15 protein-coding genes and 1 pseudogene are annotated in these 13,736 nt (G+C 70.1%); 8 read left to right on the top strand and 8 right to left on the bottom strand.

Annotation, left to right across the window (positions count from 1 at the left end):
• Position 1: 1 nt before the first annotated feature.
• Positions 2 to 826, bottom strand: coding sequence for a putative protein N(5)-glutamine methyltransferase (locus tag IG98_RS0120695; protein ID WP_037970841.1), 825 nt, complete (start codon positions 824 to 826; stop codon positions 2 to 4).
• Between the two features lie 366 nt (positions 827 to 1,192).
• On the opposite strand from IG98_RS0120695, the gene IG98_RS0120690 reads away from it, so the two are divergent.
• A complete protein-coding gene (locus IG98_RS0120690) occupies positions 1,193 to 2,080 on the top strand; it encodes a hypothetical protein (protein WP_030914342.1) in 888 nt (295 codons plus the stop codon).
• Between the two features lie 57 nt (positions 2,081 to 2,137).
• Here IG98_RS0120690 and IG98_RS53415 read toward each other — a convergent pair.
• The 3 genes and pseudogenes from IG98_RS53415 to IG98_RS0120680 all read right to left on the bottom strand — a co-directional run.
• A pseudogene (locus tag IG98_RS53415) lies at positions 2,138 to 2,398 on the bottom strand (M23 family metallopeptidase); the annotation flags it as partial.
• A gap of 4 nt (positions 2,399 to 2,402) precedes the next feature.
• Entirely contained in the window at positions 2,403 to 2,882 is a 480-nt protein-coding gene (locus tag IG98_RS53410; protein ID WP_030914339.1) for a transposase, read from the bottom strand.
• A gap of 141 nt (positions 2,883 to 3,023) precedes the next feature.
• Complete coding sequence (locus tag IG98_RS0120680) at positions 3,024 to 3,638, bottom strand: TetR/AcrR family transcriptional regulator (RefSeq protein WP_030914336.1); 615 nt, start codon at positions 3,636 to 3,638, stop codon at positions 3,024 to 3,026.
• A gap of 203 nt (positions 3,639 to 3,841) precedes the next feature.
• Between IG98_RS0120680 and IG98_RS0120675 the strand changes: the two genes are divergently transcribed.
• Entirely contained in the window at positions 3,842 to 4,975 is a 1,134-nt protein-coding gene (locus tag IG98_RS0120675) for an FAD-dependent oxidoreductase (RefSeq protein ID WP_030914333.1), read from the top strand.
• Positions 4,976 to 5,252: 277 nt separating this feature from the next.
• On the opposite strand, the gene IG98_RS0120665 is transcribed toward IG98_RS0120675, so the two are convergent.
• Positions 5,253 to 6,167, bottom strand: a complete 915-nt coding sequence (locus IG98_RS0120665; RefSeq protein ID WP_157594430.1) for a DMT family transporter — start codon at positions 6,165 to 6,167, stop codon at positions 5,253 to 5,255.
• A 266-nt stretch (positions 6,168 to 6,433) separates the two neighbouring features.
• On the opposite strand from IG98_RS0120665, the gene IG98_RS0120660 reads away from it, so the two are divergent.
• The 3 genes from IG98_RS0120660 to crcB are packed head-to-tail and all read left to right on the top strand — an operon-like array spanning position 6,434 to position 7,625.
• A complete protein-coding gene (locus IG98_RS0120660) occupies positions 6,434 to 6,916 on the top strand; it encodes a FluC/FEX family fluoride channel (protein WP_030914325.1) in 483 nt (160 codons plus the stop codon).
• The gene (locus IG98_RS0120655) at positions 6,913 to 7,254 is read left to right on the top strand and encodes a DUF190 domain-containing protein (RefSeq protein WP_030914323.1); all 342 of its coding nucleotides are present in this window, start codon (positions 6,913 to 6,915) and stop codon (positions 7,252 to 7,254) included. Before IG98_RS0120660 ends, IG98_RS0120655 begins: the two co-directional genes overlap by 4 nt.
• Positions 7,251 to 7,625, top strand: a complete 375-nt coding sequence (gene crcB / locus IG98_RS0120650; protein ID WP_030914318.1) for a fluoride efflux transporter CrcB — start codon at positions 7,251 to 7,253, stop codon at positions 7,623 to 7,625. The genes IG98_RS0120655 and crcB overlap by 4 nt, the downstream gene beginning before the upstream one ends.
• Positions 7,626 to 7,700: 75 nt before the next feature.
• On the opposite strand, the gene IG98_RS0120645 is transcribed toward crcB, so the two are convergent.
• Positions 7,701 to 8,297 carry a TetR/AcrR family transcriptional regulator gene (locus IG98_RS0120645; protein ID WP_030914317.1) on the bottom strand — a complete coding sequence of 199 codons (597 nt, stop codon included), beginning with the start codon at positions 8,295 to 8,297 and terminating at the stop codon, positions 7,701 to 7,703.
• Between the two features lie 147 nt (positions 8,298 to 8,444).
• On the opposite strand from IG98_RS0120645, the gene IG98_RS0120640 reads away from it, so the two are divergent.
• Positions 8,445 to 9,944 carry an MDR family MFS transporter gene (locus tag IG98_RS0120640; protein WP_051752530.1) on the top strand — a complete coding sequence of 500 codons (1,500 nt, stop codon included), beginning with the start codon at positions 8,445 to 8,447 and terminating at the stop codon, positions 9,942 to 9,944.
• Positions 9,945 to 10,033: 89 nt separating this feature from the next.
• On the opposite strand, the gene IG98_RS0120635 is transcribed toward IG98_RS0120640, so the two are convergent.
• Complete coding sequence (locus IG98_RS0120635) at positions 10,034 to 10,993, bottom strand: sporulation protein (RefSeq protein WP_030914312.1); 960 nt, start codon at positions 10,991 to 10,993, stop codon at positions 10,034 to 10,036.
• Positions 10,994 to 11,139: 146 nt separating this feature from the next.
• Positions 11,140 to 11,811: a pyridoxamine 5'-phosphate oxidase family protein gene (locus tag IG98_RS0120630; RefSeq protein ID WP_030914310.1), complete on the bottom strand. Its 672-nt coding sequence runs from the start codon at positions 11,809 to 11,811 to the stop codon at positions 11,140 to 11,142.
• 403 nt (positions 11,812 to 12,214) lie between these two features.
• Between IG98_RS0120630 and IG98_RS0120625 the strand changes: the two genes are divergently transcribed.
• Together IG98_RS0120625 and IG98_RS0120620 are read left to right on the top strand one after the other, a co-directional pair.
• Entirely contained in the window at positions 12,215 to 12,721 is a 507-nt protein-coding gene (locus tag IG98_RS0120625; protein WP_051752529.1) for a CBS domain-containing protein, read from the top strand.
• A gap of 3 nt (positions 12,722 to 12,724) precedes the next feature.
• Positions 12,725 to 13,726: an Acg family FMN-binding oxidoreductase gene (locus tag IG98_RS0120620; RefSeq protein ID WP_030914303.1), complete on the top strand. Its 1,002-nt coding sequence runs from the start codon at positions 12,725 to 12,727 to the stop codon at positions 13,724 to 13,726.
• Positions 13,727 to 13,736: the final 10 nt, after the last annotated feature.

The raw sequence follows: 13,736 nt of genomic DNA, 5'->3' as shown, positions 1-13,736 counted from the left end.
GTCAGCGGCGCGGGGACCGGGAGGCGGGCCTGGTTCCGATGACGACTGTGGCGTCCAACTCGTCGGAACCGGCCACTCTCGGGATCAGCCCGTTGCGGGTGAAGGCCTCGACGGTTCGCGGCGCCTGGCGCTCGCTCGTCTCGACCAGCAGGTGGCCGTCCGGCGCCAGCCACAGCGGCGCCGCGGCGGCCAGGCGCCGTACGACGTCAAGACCGTCCTCGCCACCGTCGAGTGCCACCCGGGGTTCGTGGATGCGGGCCTCCGGAGGCAGCAGCCCGATCGCCTCGGTGGGTACGTAGGGCGCGCTGGCGACCAGGAGGTCGACACGCCCCCGCAGCGTGCCGGGCAGCGGCGCGTAGAGGTCACCTTCGTACACCTGACCGCCGGCGCCGGCGACGTTGCGGCGGGCGCACCGCACCGCGGCGGGGTCGATGTCGACGGCGTGCAACTCGACCCGTTCCAGCGCGGCGACCAGCGCGGCACCCACCGCGCCCGAGCCGCAGCACAGGTCGACGACGACCTGCGTCCGGACGGGGGCCTGCCGGTCCTGGACGGCGACGGCCTGGCGGATGAGGAACTCGGTGCGCCGCCGGGGTACGAAGACTCCGGGGGCCACGGATATCCGCAGGCCGTAGAACTCCGCCCAGCCGAGGACGTGTTCGAGAGGCAGGCCGGCGACCCGGCGGTCCACCATGGCGGTGAGGTCTGAGGGGGTCCGTGCCGTGGAGATGAGCAGGTCCGCCTCGTCTTCGGCGAACACGCAACCGGCGGCCCGGAGCCTGGTGACGATGACGGACTGGAGGCAGGGGGACAGAGGAGAAGACACGAGAGCCTTTCGGGATGCCGAAGGGTGCTCTCCCGGTCACCTATGCCCGGTGAACCGCACGGCCGTGAGATGAGAGCACCCGACCTGACACAGCGGTAATGGGTCTCACCTCCTCGATAGGTCCATTGCTGGAGACGGCAACACTATCCGAGCCGGAGAGCGGTGCAAACACATTATGTTGAGCCGGAACAGCAGGTGAGCGGACCCCGCCCACGTGTCGCCCCGATGGCCGATTCCTGCAAGACGCCGGCCCGGCGGCCGGAGCAGGATGAATGCCTGATTCGCCACTCATGGCGGGAACCGGGGGCCGACCCGCACAGGCCCGTTCTCCCGTTTCACCGCCATTCGCACACCGGGAGAAGTCGGATGAACGTCGATCTTGCCGCGGCGGGCGCTTTCATGGCCACGCACGCGCGTGTCTTGGACCGCCGCCGTTTTGAGGTGCTGATGGGCCAGGCGGGCCCCGCCGCCGCACTGGCCGCCCTGGACGGCTATCGCAACCCCGACGGCGGCTACGGCTGGGGTCTGGAGCCCGACCTGCGCTCCAGCGAGAGCCAGACCGGGGCCGCGGCGCACGCCTTCGAGGTGTTCGAGGACATCACCCCTGCCGCCGCGCCGCAGGCCGTGGCGCTGTGCGACTGGCTGGAGTCGGTGTCCCTGCCCGACGGAGGCCTGCCGTTCGTGTTGCCGCTGACCGGCACCGCCGGTTGCGCCCCCTGGTGGCGGCATGCCGACTCCTCGGTGTCGTCGTTGCAGATCACCGCGGTGTCCGCAGCCGTCGCGCACCGCGTCGCCGTCCATGACTCCGCCGTGGCCGCCCATTCCTGGCTGGAGCGGGCCACCGGATACTGCCTGACCGAGATCGAGGCGATCGAGGCGGCGCCCTCCGCGTACGTACTGGCCTTCGCGGTGCGGTTCCTGGACGTCGTGCACGGTCGCCTGCCCGAGGCGGCCGACCTCCTGCGTCGCCTCGGCAAGTACCTTCCCGCCGACGGCCGGCTGCGCGTCGAGGGCGGTACCGAGGAGGAGACGCTGCATCCGCTCGACTTCGCCCCCTACCCCGGCGGGCCGGCGCGGGAGTTGTTCGCCCCCGAAGTGATCTCCGCCGACCTCGACCGCCTGGCCGGTCTGCAACAGGACGACGGCGGCTGGACCGTCGACTACGCCAGGATCTCGCCCGCGGGCTCCCTCGACTGGCGGGGCCACATCACGGTCCGGGCCATCGACATCCTGCGTCGGAACGCCAGGATCTGATCTGGCGATCTTCTGGCCCTGGGAGACAGCGGCGCCCGCGCTCACCGAGCGCGAGTTCAGGTGCGCGTAGTAGGTGGACCAGCCACTGCCGTGGTCGATCTTGACCCGGTTTCCGAAGCCGTTGGTCGATCCCCGGTGGGCGGAGACGGAGACCGTGCCCGCCGCGGCGACCACGGTGTCGCCCAGGTCGGCGTCGGCGCTACTGCCCCGGTTGAAGTCGATCTCCCATGACTGGTGCGCGCTGCCGGCGCTGGAGTTGCCCGTCCAGGCGTGTCCGCAGGGGAAGGGCAGCTGGAAGTTGGTCGCCAGGATGCTCATCTCGTTACTCGGCGCGGGGTCCGCCGCGCTGTTGGCCGGCACCGGGTCCCCCGGTGCCGTCGCACCGGCGACCGGCGACCGGCGCCGTCACGGCACCGGTCGCCGGTGCCGTGACGGCGCCGCCGGCCAGACCGAGTAGCAGGGCGAACCCCGCCGTGAGTACCCCGTTGAGTCTCATGCGGATCCTTTCCAGCGCTCTTTGCTGATCTTCCAGCGGCTCGGAGACCGGAGCGGGGAGGCCGCCACGGTCCAGACACCGCCGCAGGTCGCAGTGCAGCTTCTGGAGCGTCTCGAAGTCCGACAGCCCGTGCAGGCTCTGCAGGACGACCGTCGCGGCGAGTATCTGCGGCGGCATACTCGGCCGCCCGTTCGTCGAGGAGTACATGTCGGCGAACATCTCTGCCGGAAACAACGCCTCGCGGTGCTCGGCCATGAACGCGAACATGCTCCCGGCCGGGAGCAGTTCTCGGCAGGTGACCCACACATCCGGCCCAACCAGCTCCCCAGCCCATTCACCCCGCGCCCTCAGACGTGAGGCCAGAACGCAAGATCTTCAGTGATCTTCCAGGTGGCCCGGTGCGGTGAGGGCCGCCCGGACGCGCGCCACGCTTGCTCACGCCTTGATCTAGGTGAGCGCGCTCCAGCCGTGTTCCAGGAGGTCGAAGGCCCGGGTGATGGCCTTGCGGGGGTTGTCGTGGGCGTAGGCCGCTCGGGGGGCTTCGAGGGCAAAGTGGGCCAGGGCGGCGCAGATGGGGTCGCCCGCGGCGAGGCCGCTCTCCTCGGCGATGGCCTGAGCGAGTGCGGCAGTGTGGCGCAGCCACATGTTCTGGGCGTAGTCGCGCAGCGCGGGGGTACTGGCCACCAGGTTGGTGAAGGCGGTGAAGCCGGCGTCGCTGTCGGCGGCGGCCAGCCGGGTGGTCAGGGCGTGTTCGCGCAGCGCGGCGGGGATGGACTGGCCCTTGGGCCGCTCCCGGACGGCGGCGAGCAGGCGGGTCTCCTGGCCGGAGTCCTCGTCGAAGACGAGGGCTTCCTTGACCGGGAAGTGCTTGAACAGCGTGGTGGTGGACACGTCGGCGGCGTCCGCGATCTCACGAATGCCGACCTCGTCGTAGCCGCGCTCCAGGAACAGGCGCAGCGCGGCGTCGGCGATGGCCTGGCGGGTGGCGGCCTTCTTGCGCTCGCGGCGCCCCACCGGCGCGGGAGAGGGGCCTGTCGCAGTGTCGGTCGTGGGGCTGGGCATACCGGCACCCTACCTCATTTATTGACCAACTTCAAAAATTAAGTTGTTGCACTTATTGAGTTGGTGTGTTTTCTTGGAGCGGCGGTTCCGAGGCACCGCCCGGCCGCCCTTTTTCTCGGCGAGGCCCCGCCATCCCCCTGACCCGGGCACCCCTTCAGCGCGGCAGTCACAGCACTGCCGCACGGAACGAACGGAGCACCATCATGAACACCACTCCGACACCCCGCATCGCCATCATCGGAGCCGGCCCCGGCGGCCTGATCTGCGCTCGCATCCTCCAGCAGCACGGCATCACCGCCGCCGTCTACGACCGCGACGCCGGCCCCGTCGCCCGCGACCAGGGCGGCACCCTCGACCTGCACGCCGACAACGGCCAGATCGCTCTACGCGAAGCCGGCCTCCTGGAGGAGTTCTTCCAACTGGCCCGGCCCGAGGGCCAGGAGATGCGCCAGATGGACCCGGCCGGCACGATCCTCTTCCACCACGTCCCCGAGCAGGGCGAGCGGTTCAAACCGGAAATCGACCGCGGCCAGCTGCGCGACCTGCTGCTCGACTCGCTTCAGCCCGGCACCGTGCGCTGGGGCCACGCCCTGCAGGCCGTCAGCGGCCCCGCCGAAGGCCCCCGACAGCTGCACTTCACGGGCGGCGCCACCATCGAAGCCGACCTCGTCGTCGGCGCCGACGGCGCCTGGTCCAAGGTCCGCCGCGCCGTCTCCCAGGCCACTCCCCGCTACAGCGGCGTGAGCTTCCTGGAAGCCTGGTTCCACGATGTCGCGACCCAGCACCCCGACATCGCCGAGCTCGTCGGCCAGGGCGGCGCCGCCGCAGCCGACGGCGACCGTGGCCTGTTCGCCCAGCGCAACAACGGCGACCACATCCGCGTCTACATCATCCAGCGCGTCCCGGCCGACTGGATCACCGCCAGCGGTCTCACCCCTCAGGCCACCGACGGCATCCGCGCCCTCCTCATGGAGCGCTACCGCGACTGGTCGCCCCGCCTGCGCCGGCTGATCACCGACAACGACGGCCCCTACGTCGACCGTCCGATCTTCGCCCTGCCCGTCCCACACGCCTGGGAGCACAGTCCCACGGTGACCCTGCTCGGCGACGCCGCCCACCTCATGCCCCCGCTCGGCGTCGGCGTCAACCTCGCCATGCTGGACGCATGCGAACTCGCCCTCGCCATCGCCCACCACGACACCATCGACGAAGCCGTCCACGCCTACGAGAAGACCATGCTTCCCCGCTCCACGGAGATGGCCCAGCTCCTCGACGGCGCCGCCGACGAGCTGCTGTCCACCGAGCTACCCGACTTCGCCACCGCCGACAACCACTAGTGTGCTGCGCCAGAAATTCGGCTTAGAAATTTGGAATGCCTGGGTGGCAAGGACCGGACGGTCCACGGCCTAGGTCAAGCTGACGGGGTGGGAGCGGGAGCCGCCGGTGCGCCGGGCGCGGCGGTCGAAGATCGCGCTTGCGTGCGCGGAGGGCCGGTCGAATGTCGAGGTGACCGCCGAGTTGCGGGTCCATGTCAGCGCGGTGGGCAAGTGGCGGCGCCGAAGAGATCCTCGATTCACTCGCCCGATATCTACAGCGGATTTCTGGCGCGGCACACTAGGAGGATGCCTCCGCGACGGTCTCCTCCGCGGCCGGGGAGGTGCCGCGGGCCGAGCTCGCCAGGATGCCCCAGAGGGCGCCGGCCAGCACCACCGCGCCCCCCGCGAACTGCTGCCAGGTCAGGGTCCCGCCCAGCAGCAGCCAGGTGGCGAGCACCGTCACGACGGGCTCCAGCATGCTGAGAATCGAGGCGCGTACCGGGCCGAGCGCCGTGGCCCCGACGAAGAACAGGGCGATCGCGAGCACCGTCGACACGAGCGCCACCGCCGTCACCCAGACCCAGCCCGCCGGCGCGAAGCCGAGATCCAGCCCGCCCGATACCAGCCCGAGCAGCGCGAACGAGCCGGTGGCGAACATCGACAGGTAGGCCGTGGTGACCGAGGGGGACAGCGAGGCGGAGACCCGGCTGCCCACGATGATGTACAGGGCGTAGGCCACGGCGGCCCCGGCCGCCGCGAGCAGGCCGGGAACGTCGAGGCCGCTGTCCAGGCGGCCCACCACCAGGGTCAGCCCGGCCAGTGACACCAGGATCGGCCCGGCGACGGTCCAGCTCATGCGAGTGCGCTCCACCACCGCCGACAGGACGGACACGAGCGCCGGATACAGGTACAGCAGCAGTACGGCGAGGGCCGGCGAGATGCGCTGGACCGCGGTGAAGTACAGCAGCGACTGGGCCGCGTACATGCCGCCGCCCAGCAGCGCGAGGGTCGCCCACTGCCGTCCGGTCAGCCGGCCGAGCCTGCCGCGCGCTCCCAGCCATCCCAGGAACAGCGCCGACGCGATCGCGAACCGCAGCATGAGGAGCGTCGTCACCGACATCCCCGCGTGGTACGCGAAGGAGGCGAAGACGGGCATGAGCCCGAACGCCGCCGCCGAGATCAGGATCGCCGCGACCCCGCGCCGCATCACCATCACCACCTCCGGCGATTATTGTGGCCTATGGGGCTTCAATCCTGTTATCGGATACCTTCGGCGGCCGGCGGTTCTGCCGCGCGGTGTTTTGAGCGGCGGTGACGGTGATCGGGACATGATCGCGCTAGGCTGGGCAGGGCCGATAGTCCGTGCCGGTGCGGCCCGCCCGTCCCCGAGGCGTGGCACCCCGCTGCCGCCAACGGTCCCTACTCGCGACAGGTCGTGTCCGCGGTCATGCCGGGCGTCCACCACGCGTAGGGAGAGGCATGCGCTCGAAACGGACGAGGGTCGAGACAGTGACCGAGCCCGCCGACCCCGGCGTCGCCCCCTCCGGGCCGCGTCGCTCGCACCACGGTGTCCTGGCGGTGATCGCCGCCGGTGGCGCGATCGGCACGGGCGGCCGTTACGGCGCCGCCCTGCTGTGGCCGACCGCGGCCGGCTCCTTCCCGTGGACCACGTTCTGCGTCAACGCGGCGGGCTGCCTGCTGATCGGGGCCCTGCTGGTGGCGCTGACCGAGGTGTGGACGGCACCGGCCTGGGTGCGGCCGTTCCTCGCCACCGGAGTGCTGGGCGGGTTCACCACCTTCTCCACCTACTGCCTGGACATCGAGCGCCTGGTCTCCGGCGGCAGGACCGGCCTGGCGCTCGGTTACCTGGCGGCGACGGTCCTGGCGGCCCTGGCCGCGGTGGTCACCGGCGCGTGGACCACCCGCCGGCTCCTGGTGCCGACAGCGAGGAGGGCGCGATGATCTCGCCTGGACGGGCGCTGCGGTTGACGATCTTCGTCGACGACACCGACACCTGGCACCACCGCCCTCTGTACAGCGAGATCGTGCACCGCGCCCATGCCGCCGGGCTGGCCGGGGCATCGGTCTTCCACGGGGTGGAGGGTTTCGGAGCCACCTCGGTCGTGCACACCACCCGGTTGCTGTCGATGACCGACGACCTGCCGGTGATCATCGTGATCATCGATACCGAGGAGCGGATCCGCGGTTTCCTGCCCCGGCTGGACGACCTGCTCACCGAGAGCCTGGCCGTTCTGGACGAGGTCGAGGTCGTTCGCCCCCGCGGCGGGCGGGCGAAGTGAACTGGCTGCCGGTGCTGATCGGTGGCGCGGTCGGCGCGCCGTTGCGCTATCTGACCGACCGGGCCGTGCAGGCACGCCACGACACGGTCTTCCCCTGGGGCACCTTCACGGTCAACGTGGTCGGCTCGCTGATCCTGGGTGTCCTGGCCGGGGCCGCGCTGTCCGGGGCGGTGGGCACCGGCATGTGGTCGCTGCTGGGCATCGGCTTCTGCGGGGCGCTGACCACGTACTCGACGTTCTCCTACGAGACGCTGAGGCTGGCCGAGACCGGTGCGGTGTTCTTCGCCGTCGCCAACGTCGTCGCCTCGATCGTCGCCGGCCTGGGAGCGGTGTTCGCCGGTCTCACCCTCGCACAGACGATCTTCGGGTGAGCCGGCCGCGCGAAGAGCCGGGGAACTCCGTACGGGTGGCCCCGTCGACGGCCGGGTCTTCGGGAGCGGTGCGCTTCACTTCCGGTCGAAGGGCTGGGCCATCTCGTCCAGGACGTCGTCCAGGACCTCGCACAGGGGCCGGGTCTCGTGCTCGTCGGTCCACATGTGCGTGCCGATGCGCAGCGCGACCAGGAAGGCGGCCGCCATCACCTGGGCTCGGGTACCGATCGTGGATTCGCCGCCGCGCTCCGCGATGACCTGGGCGAGCTCGCGTTCGAGGTTGGCGTGGTTGGCCAGCTGCCTGGCCAGGAGCGAGGGGTGCCTCTTGGCGAGTCTGGCGCGGACCACCCACTCCCTCTCCGGCCCGCTTCCTCCGCAGTAGCGATCGTGTACCGCTCCGCGCAGCGCCCGCCAGGCCGATTCCTCGGCGGGGCGGGTGCGGACCCGCTCAAGCAGCAGGCGGACGCGCTGCTCGTCGCCGTAGAGGAGGGCGTCCTCCTTGCCGGCGAAGTAGTTGGAGAAGGTTCGCCGCGAGATGTTGGCGGCATCGGCGATGGCCTCGACGGTGACGTGGTCCAGGCCGTGCTCCACGGCCAGCCGTAGCGCGGCCTCGTGAACCGCCTGCCGCGTCTCGGCCTTCTTGCGCTCGCGCAACCCCATTGTGATCTGCATAACACGGACAGCCTAACGCCTGACTCCATATATGCCCAGTGGGCAAACTTTCTCAATGGGCATGTATGGTGTCATGGCCCGTTCCAGTTACCCGTACATGGAGGTTGTGTGAGCACCCAAGCGGTCATGCCGCAAAGCACGGAGCCGATGACTCATCGGCAGATTCTCGAAGCGCTCAGCGGCCTGCTTCTGGTGCTGTTCGTCGCGATGATCAGCGGCACGATCGTGTCGGTGGCGCTGCCACAGATCATCGGCGCGCTCGACGGGACCCAGTCCCAGTACACCTGGGTGATCACCGCGTCACTGCTCGCCGCGACCGCCTCCACCCCGATCTGGGGCCGGCTGGCAGACCTGTTCAGCAAGAAACTGCTCCTCCAGATCTCCATCGTCATCTTCATGCTCAGCTCGCTGGCCTGCGGGTTCGCACAGAACGCCGGCCAGCTCATCGCCTTTCGCGCCATCCAGGGCCTGGGCATGGGGGCCCTGCAGGTCCTGGTCCAGGTCATCATCGCCGCGATGATCAGCCCCAAGGAGCGAGGACGCTACAACGGCTATCTGGGCGGGGTGATGGCCGTGGCCACCGTGGGCGGCCCGCTCCTCGGTGGCCTGATCGCCGACACCTCGTGGCTGGGCTGGCGCTGGTGCTTCTTCATCGCCGTGCCGTTCACCGCGATCGCCTTCGTCCTGCTGCACAAGACGCTCAAGGTGGTCTCGGTCCGCCGCCCGAATGTCAAGATCGACTACGTGGGCGCCACGCTGATCGCCGCGGGCGTCAGCGTCCTGCTCATCTGGATCACCTTCGTCGGCAACTCCTTCGACTGGATCTCCTGGCAGACCGCGGCCATGGCCGGCGGCGGGGTTCTGATCCTGGCCGTCGCCACCTGGGTGGAGTCACGGGTCGGTGAGCCGGTCGTGCCGATCCACATCGTCCGCAGGCGCACCCCCGCCCTGGCCATCGTGGCCAGCCTCGCAGTGGGTATGGCGATGTTCGGCGGAGCGGTCTTCCTGGGGCAGTACTTCCAGATCGGTCGTGGCTACAGCCCCACCCAGGCCGGGCTGCTGACCATCCCGATGATGTTCGGCGTGCTGCTCTCCTCCACGATCTCCGGGCGGCTCGTGTCCAAGAGCGGCAAGGTCAAGCCGTACATCGTGGCGGGTTCCGTGGTGCTCACCATCGGATTCCTCGGCCTGTCCCTCATCGACCACGAGACCTCGCTGCTGCTCATCTCGGCCGCGATGCTGCTGGTCGGCATCGGCGTCGGCATGTCCATGCAGAACCTGGTACTGGTCATCCAGAACGTCGTCCCGCTGCGGGAACTGGGTGCCGCCAGCGGCGCGATCACCTTCTTCCGCTCGCTGGGCGGCACCATCGGGGTCTCGGTGCTGGGCGCGGTGCTGGCCAGCCGGGTGGCCACCGGTATCGCCGAGGGCTTCGCGAAGGCGGGCATCCGGCCGTCCGGCTCCGGGGGCAGCACCCTCAACCTTGAGGCGATGCCCGAAGCCGCGAGGACCGTCGTGCGCGCGGCGTACGGCGACGCCACCGGGCACATCTTCCTGATCTCCGCCGCGATCGCCGCGGTGGGTGTCGTCGCCGTGCTCTTCCTCAAGCCGATCAGGCTGCGCGACACCGTGGACCTGGCGGACTGAGCGGATGACGACGGCCCGCCCCGCGAGGTCGCGGGGCGGGCCGTCACCGTCCTGCCCCGCCCGGGCTCACCGTGCCGGGCCCCGCCCGGTCACTCCTCCTCTTCCTCGTCTTCGAAGATCTCCTCGACCAACTCGGCGGCCACGTAGCCGCCGACCAGGCCGGCCGCGCCGGCGGCCACCACCGCTCCCATACCCGGACCGCCGTGCCCCCCATGGTGGCCGTCGTGGTGGCCGCCGCCGTGGGCGTACGGGTCGTGACCGCCGTAGTGGCCGCCACCGTGGGAGTACTGGGACAGCGTGGTCAGCCAGCTGTTGATCTCCGAGACCCAGTCGCGGTGCGGCGCCTCCTGGTGGCCGGTCTGCCAGCGGCCGAAGGCGTCCCCGCCGTGGCCGCCGGCACGCTTGTCGGCCTCCAGGACGATGTCCAGCCCGCCGGGGTTGGCGATGAAGGTCAGCTCGACCTCGTTGATCTGCCCGGAGTAGGCGGGCGGCGGATAGAACTCGATCTCCTGGTAGAACGGCAGCTGCTGGCTCACCCCGTAGATGTGGCCATGCTCCAGGTCGGCGCTCTTGAAGTGGAAGCCGAGCTGGGAGAACGCCCGCAGGAACGCCTCCTGGGAGGCCAGCGGCTCGATCTCGACCGGATCCAGGTCGCCCTTGTCGACCGCCGCGGCGATCGCCAGCTCGGTGCGCACCCCCATGCCCATGCCGTGCAGGTGCTGCCCGGCGATCTCGGTGATCGGTGCCTCCCAGGGGACGGGGAACTGGAAGGGGACGGTCCTGTCCTCTCCGCTGCGCAGCCGGAACGGTCCAGAGACCTGCGTACGGTGAAGTTCCATCAGGCCGATCTGCTCACCCTCGCCGTGCTCAGATTCCACCCGGGTGACCAGGCCAAGCGTGATGTACTCGATATCGGCGTCGAAGTCCCCGCCCTTGATCCTTACCTCTCCGCGCAGCAGCCCGCCGGGTTGCACGCGCGGGGTGGACAGGACGGTGTCCACCGACGGGGCCCCGACACCGAAGGCTCCCAGCATCCGTTTGAAGATCACAGCTTCCTCTCCTGCCTGTCCGTTGAACGTGACCGAAGAGCAAACGATCACCAGGCGGCCTGGGTTCCCGGGCCGCTGTCAGGCGGCGCCGGTGGAACGGAGGTACCGCCCGCCGACTCGGCGGCGGGCGAATGTCCTGCCGGCTGTCACGGAGTGTGCCGGATGCGCCGTCCGGTGATCTCGCTGGGGATGATCCTGAGGTAGAGCTCGCGGTCGCCGCCCGCCCAGGGCTCGACTCCCGAGGCGGCGGCCTCGGCCTGCTCGTCGGCGGAGACATGGTGGGCGCCACCTCGGATGAGCACGCTCCATCCTTCACGGGCGGCGTCGTCGATCCGGTCGATCTCGAATGAGATCTTGAACTCGACCCCCCGGACACCGGTGCGCAGGTTGCTGTCGAGGGGACCGCCGACCGCGGTGCGGACGATCACCGAGTTGTCGTGCAGTACGTAGTTGACCGGCAGGATCGTCAGTCCCGCGGGCTCCTCGAAGGCGACCCTGCCGACACCGCCGGGGGCGATCAGCCGCAGGCACTCGTCGGGCTGCAGCTTCTCCAGGTGGGCGTGGGGGGCGGGGCGGCCGTGCCCGGAAGGCAGGTTCATCGTCGCGCCGAGGAGCTCCTCGATGCCGGTGTCCAGGGCGTTGGCCAGTTTGCGCACGGTGTCGAGGGTGGGGGAGGCGGCGGTCTCCTCCAGGTAGCCGAGATATCCGGGGTCGATGCCGGCCCGGTCGGCCAGTTGCTCGCGGCTCAGCTGCACCTCCTCACGTCGCCTGGCCAGTCGGCGGCCCAGGTCGCCCGGGGTTGCCATATGTTCGGTCATCAAAATCTCCCACTAGAACAGAACGAGCAAAGATCTGGCATCGTCAAGCTGACCGTGCAAGGGCTTCGTGGGTTTTTCGGCCACCGCCCCTCTCCTCTTCCGAGAGGAAAACAGTACCCGGCAGGGCGGCGGGCCGCCTCGGGGCGAATCGCCCTCGCAGGGGATGTTCCCCTCGGCCGGTATTCCACCCCGGGCCGGGTAGGAAGATGGGGGCCGGAAGTCCCCGGCGAGCGGGTCTTTCGGCCACTGCGGAGAACACGGGGAGCCGGTCTGATGGAGGGGAGAGGGTGGAGGGGGAGAAGATGACAGCGCAGCTGGTGGCGGGCACGGAAGGCTCACCTTCCTCGTGGGCCGACGACGCCGCGCCGGGTCCGACGACACGCCATACCCGGGGTGAGGCGTGATGGACGTGCAGAGCCTCAGGGTGGCACGGGTGATGAGCCGGACGCTGGTCGTCGTCGAACCCGACGAGTCCCCGCTCATGGCCTGGGAGATCATGCGTCGCGCGAGTGTCCATCACCTGCCGGTCGTCGACCGGAACGGCTGCCTACGCGGTGTTCTCACCCAGGAGGATCTCGCCGCCCGCTGGTCAGGCGGCCCGGTCGAGCAGTCGCGCGCCCAGGTCCACTCGTTGCTGGCCGAGCACCGCTGCCCGCACACCACCCTCGACGCGCGCCTGGGCGACGCGGCGGTGGCCATGATCGGCGCCGGTGTCGACGCGATTCCTGTTCTGGGGGAGTCCAACAGGCTGGTGGGTATGGTGACCGTCACCGACGTGCTGCGGGCCGTGGCCGGCCTGATCACCGAGGAGGAGGAGCCGCCGGAGCTGATGACGGGGATGTTCCGCCTGGTCCCCGTCCTGCCCAGGTCCCACGGGGCTGACGATCCCTTTACCCGTGACGGAGGCTGAGTCATGATCGCGCGTACCACCGAGGAGATCACCTCGGCGATCCACACGGCGATACAGGCCGCCGTGTGGGCACCATCGGTGCACAACACTCAACCGTGGTCCTTCACCGTCGACGGTGAGGAGATCGCGCTGCGGGCCGACAGCGAGCGGAAACTACGGCTCGGCGATCCCGAGGGCCGGGAAATGCTGATCAGCTGCGGTGCCGCCCTGATGAACGTACGGCTCGCGCTGCGCGTGCTCGGCTGCGAACCGCAGGTGCGCGTGCTGCCCGACCCCGACCGTCCCGCCCTGCTGGCGACGGTACGGATGGGGGCGGCCGTCGCCCCGGACGAGCACACCCGGCTGCTGCACGCCGAGATCGAACGCCGCCGCACCCACCGCGCCGGATTCACCGAGGTGCCCGTGGCGGACCGTCTCATCGAGGCGTTCGCCTGCCAGGCGAACGCCGAGGGAGCACGGTTGACGCCGGTCAGGTCCGAGGCCGCCGTCCGAGTGCTCGCCGCGCTCACCTGCGCCGCCGAGGACGTGCAGTCCCAGGACCGGCTGTTCACCCTGGAGATGATCCGCTGGGCCCAGCCGCCGGGAAGCCCCCGCAAGGACGGCGTTCCGGCGCGGGCCTATCCGCGCGAACCCAGACGGACCCATCCGCACTTCGCCCAGCGCGACTATGCCCACGGTCACCCCTGGGGCGACGACGCCGACCAGTTCCGCTCCACCTCCACCGGAATCGTGGCGGTGCTGACCACGCCGGCGGACTCCCGCGAGGACTGGATCGCGGCGGGCCAGGCGTTGCAGCGGGTCCTGCTGCACGCCTCCGCCTACGACGTCAGCGCGGCCTTCCACACCCAGGCGCTGGAGATGTTCCACCTGCGGGAGTTCCTGCGGCAGGAACTGCTGTCGGGCGAGCACCCCCAGATGATCATACGCATGGGCTTCACCTCCGACGAGAGCGAGAGCGTGCGGCGGCCGGTCACCGACGTACTGGAAGAAAGCGGGCCGGGCTGATCCGAAGGCC

This window comes from Streptosporangium amethystogenes (assembly GCF_000721075.1).
Classification (GTDB): domain Bacteria; phylum Actinomycetota; class Actinomycetes; order Streptosporangiales; family Streptosporangiaceae; genus Streptosporangium; species Streptosporangium amethystogenes.
This window is presented reverse-complemented; position numbering and strand designations above follow the sequence as displayed.

Coding starts and splice junctions, on each gene's coding strand:
- IG98_RS0120690 (WP_030914342.1), top strand. CDS start 1,193: ATGAACGTCGATCTTGCCGCGGCGGGCGCTTTCATGGCCACGCACGCG.
- IG98_RS0120680 (WP_030914336.1), bottom strand. CDS start 3,638: ATGCCCAGCCCCACGACCGACACTGCGACAGGCCCCTCTCCCGCGCCG.
- IG98_RS0120675 (WP_030914333.1), top strand. CDS start 3,842: ATGAACACCACTCCGACACCCCGCATCGCCATCATCGGAGCCGGCCCC.
- IG98_RS0120665 (WP_157594430.1), bottom strand. CDS start 6,167: ATGGTGATGCGGCGCGGGGTCGCGGCGATCCTGATCTCGGCGGCGGCG.
- IG98_RS0120660 (WP_030914325.1), top strand. CDS start 6,434: ATGCGCTCGAAACGGACGAGGGTCGAGACAGTGACCGAGCCCGCCGAC.
- IG98_RS0120655 (WP_030914323.1), top strand. CDS start 6,913: ATGATCTCGCCTGGACGGGCGCTGCGGTTGACGATCTTCGTCGACGAC.
- IG98_RS0120645 (WP_030914317.1), bottom strand. CDS start 8,297: ATGCAGATCACAATGGGGTTGCGCGAGCGCAAGAAGGCCGAGACGCGG.
- IG98_RS0120640 (WP_051752530.1), top strand. CDS start 8,445: ATGACTCATCGGCAGATTCTCGAAGCGCTCAGCGGCCTGCTTCTGGTG.
- IG98_RS0120630 (WP_030914310.1), bottom strand. CDS start 11,811: ATGACCGAACATATGGCAACCCCGGGCGACCTGGGCCGCCGACTGGCC.
- IG98_RS0120625 (WP_051752529.1), top strand. CDS start 12,215: ATGGACGTGCAGAGCCTCAGGGTGGCACGGGTGATGAGCCGGACGCTG.
- IG98_RS0120620 (WP_030914303.1), top strand. CDS start 12,725: ATGATCGCGCGTACCACCGAGGAGATCACCTCGGCGATCCACACGGCG.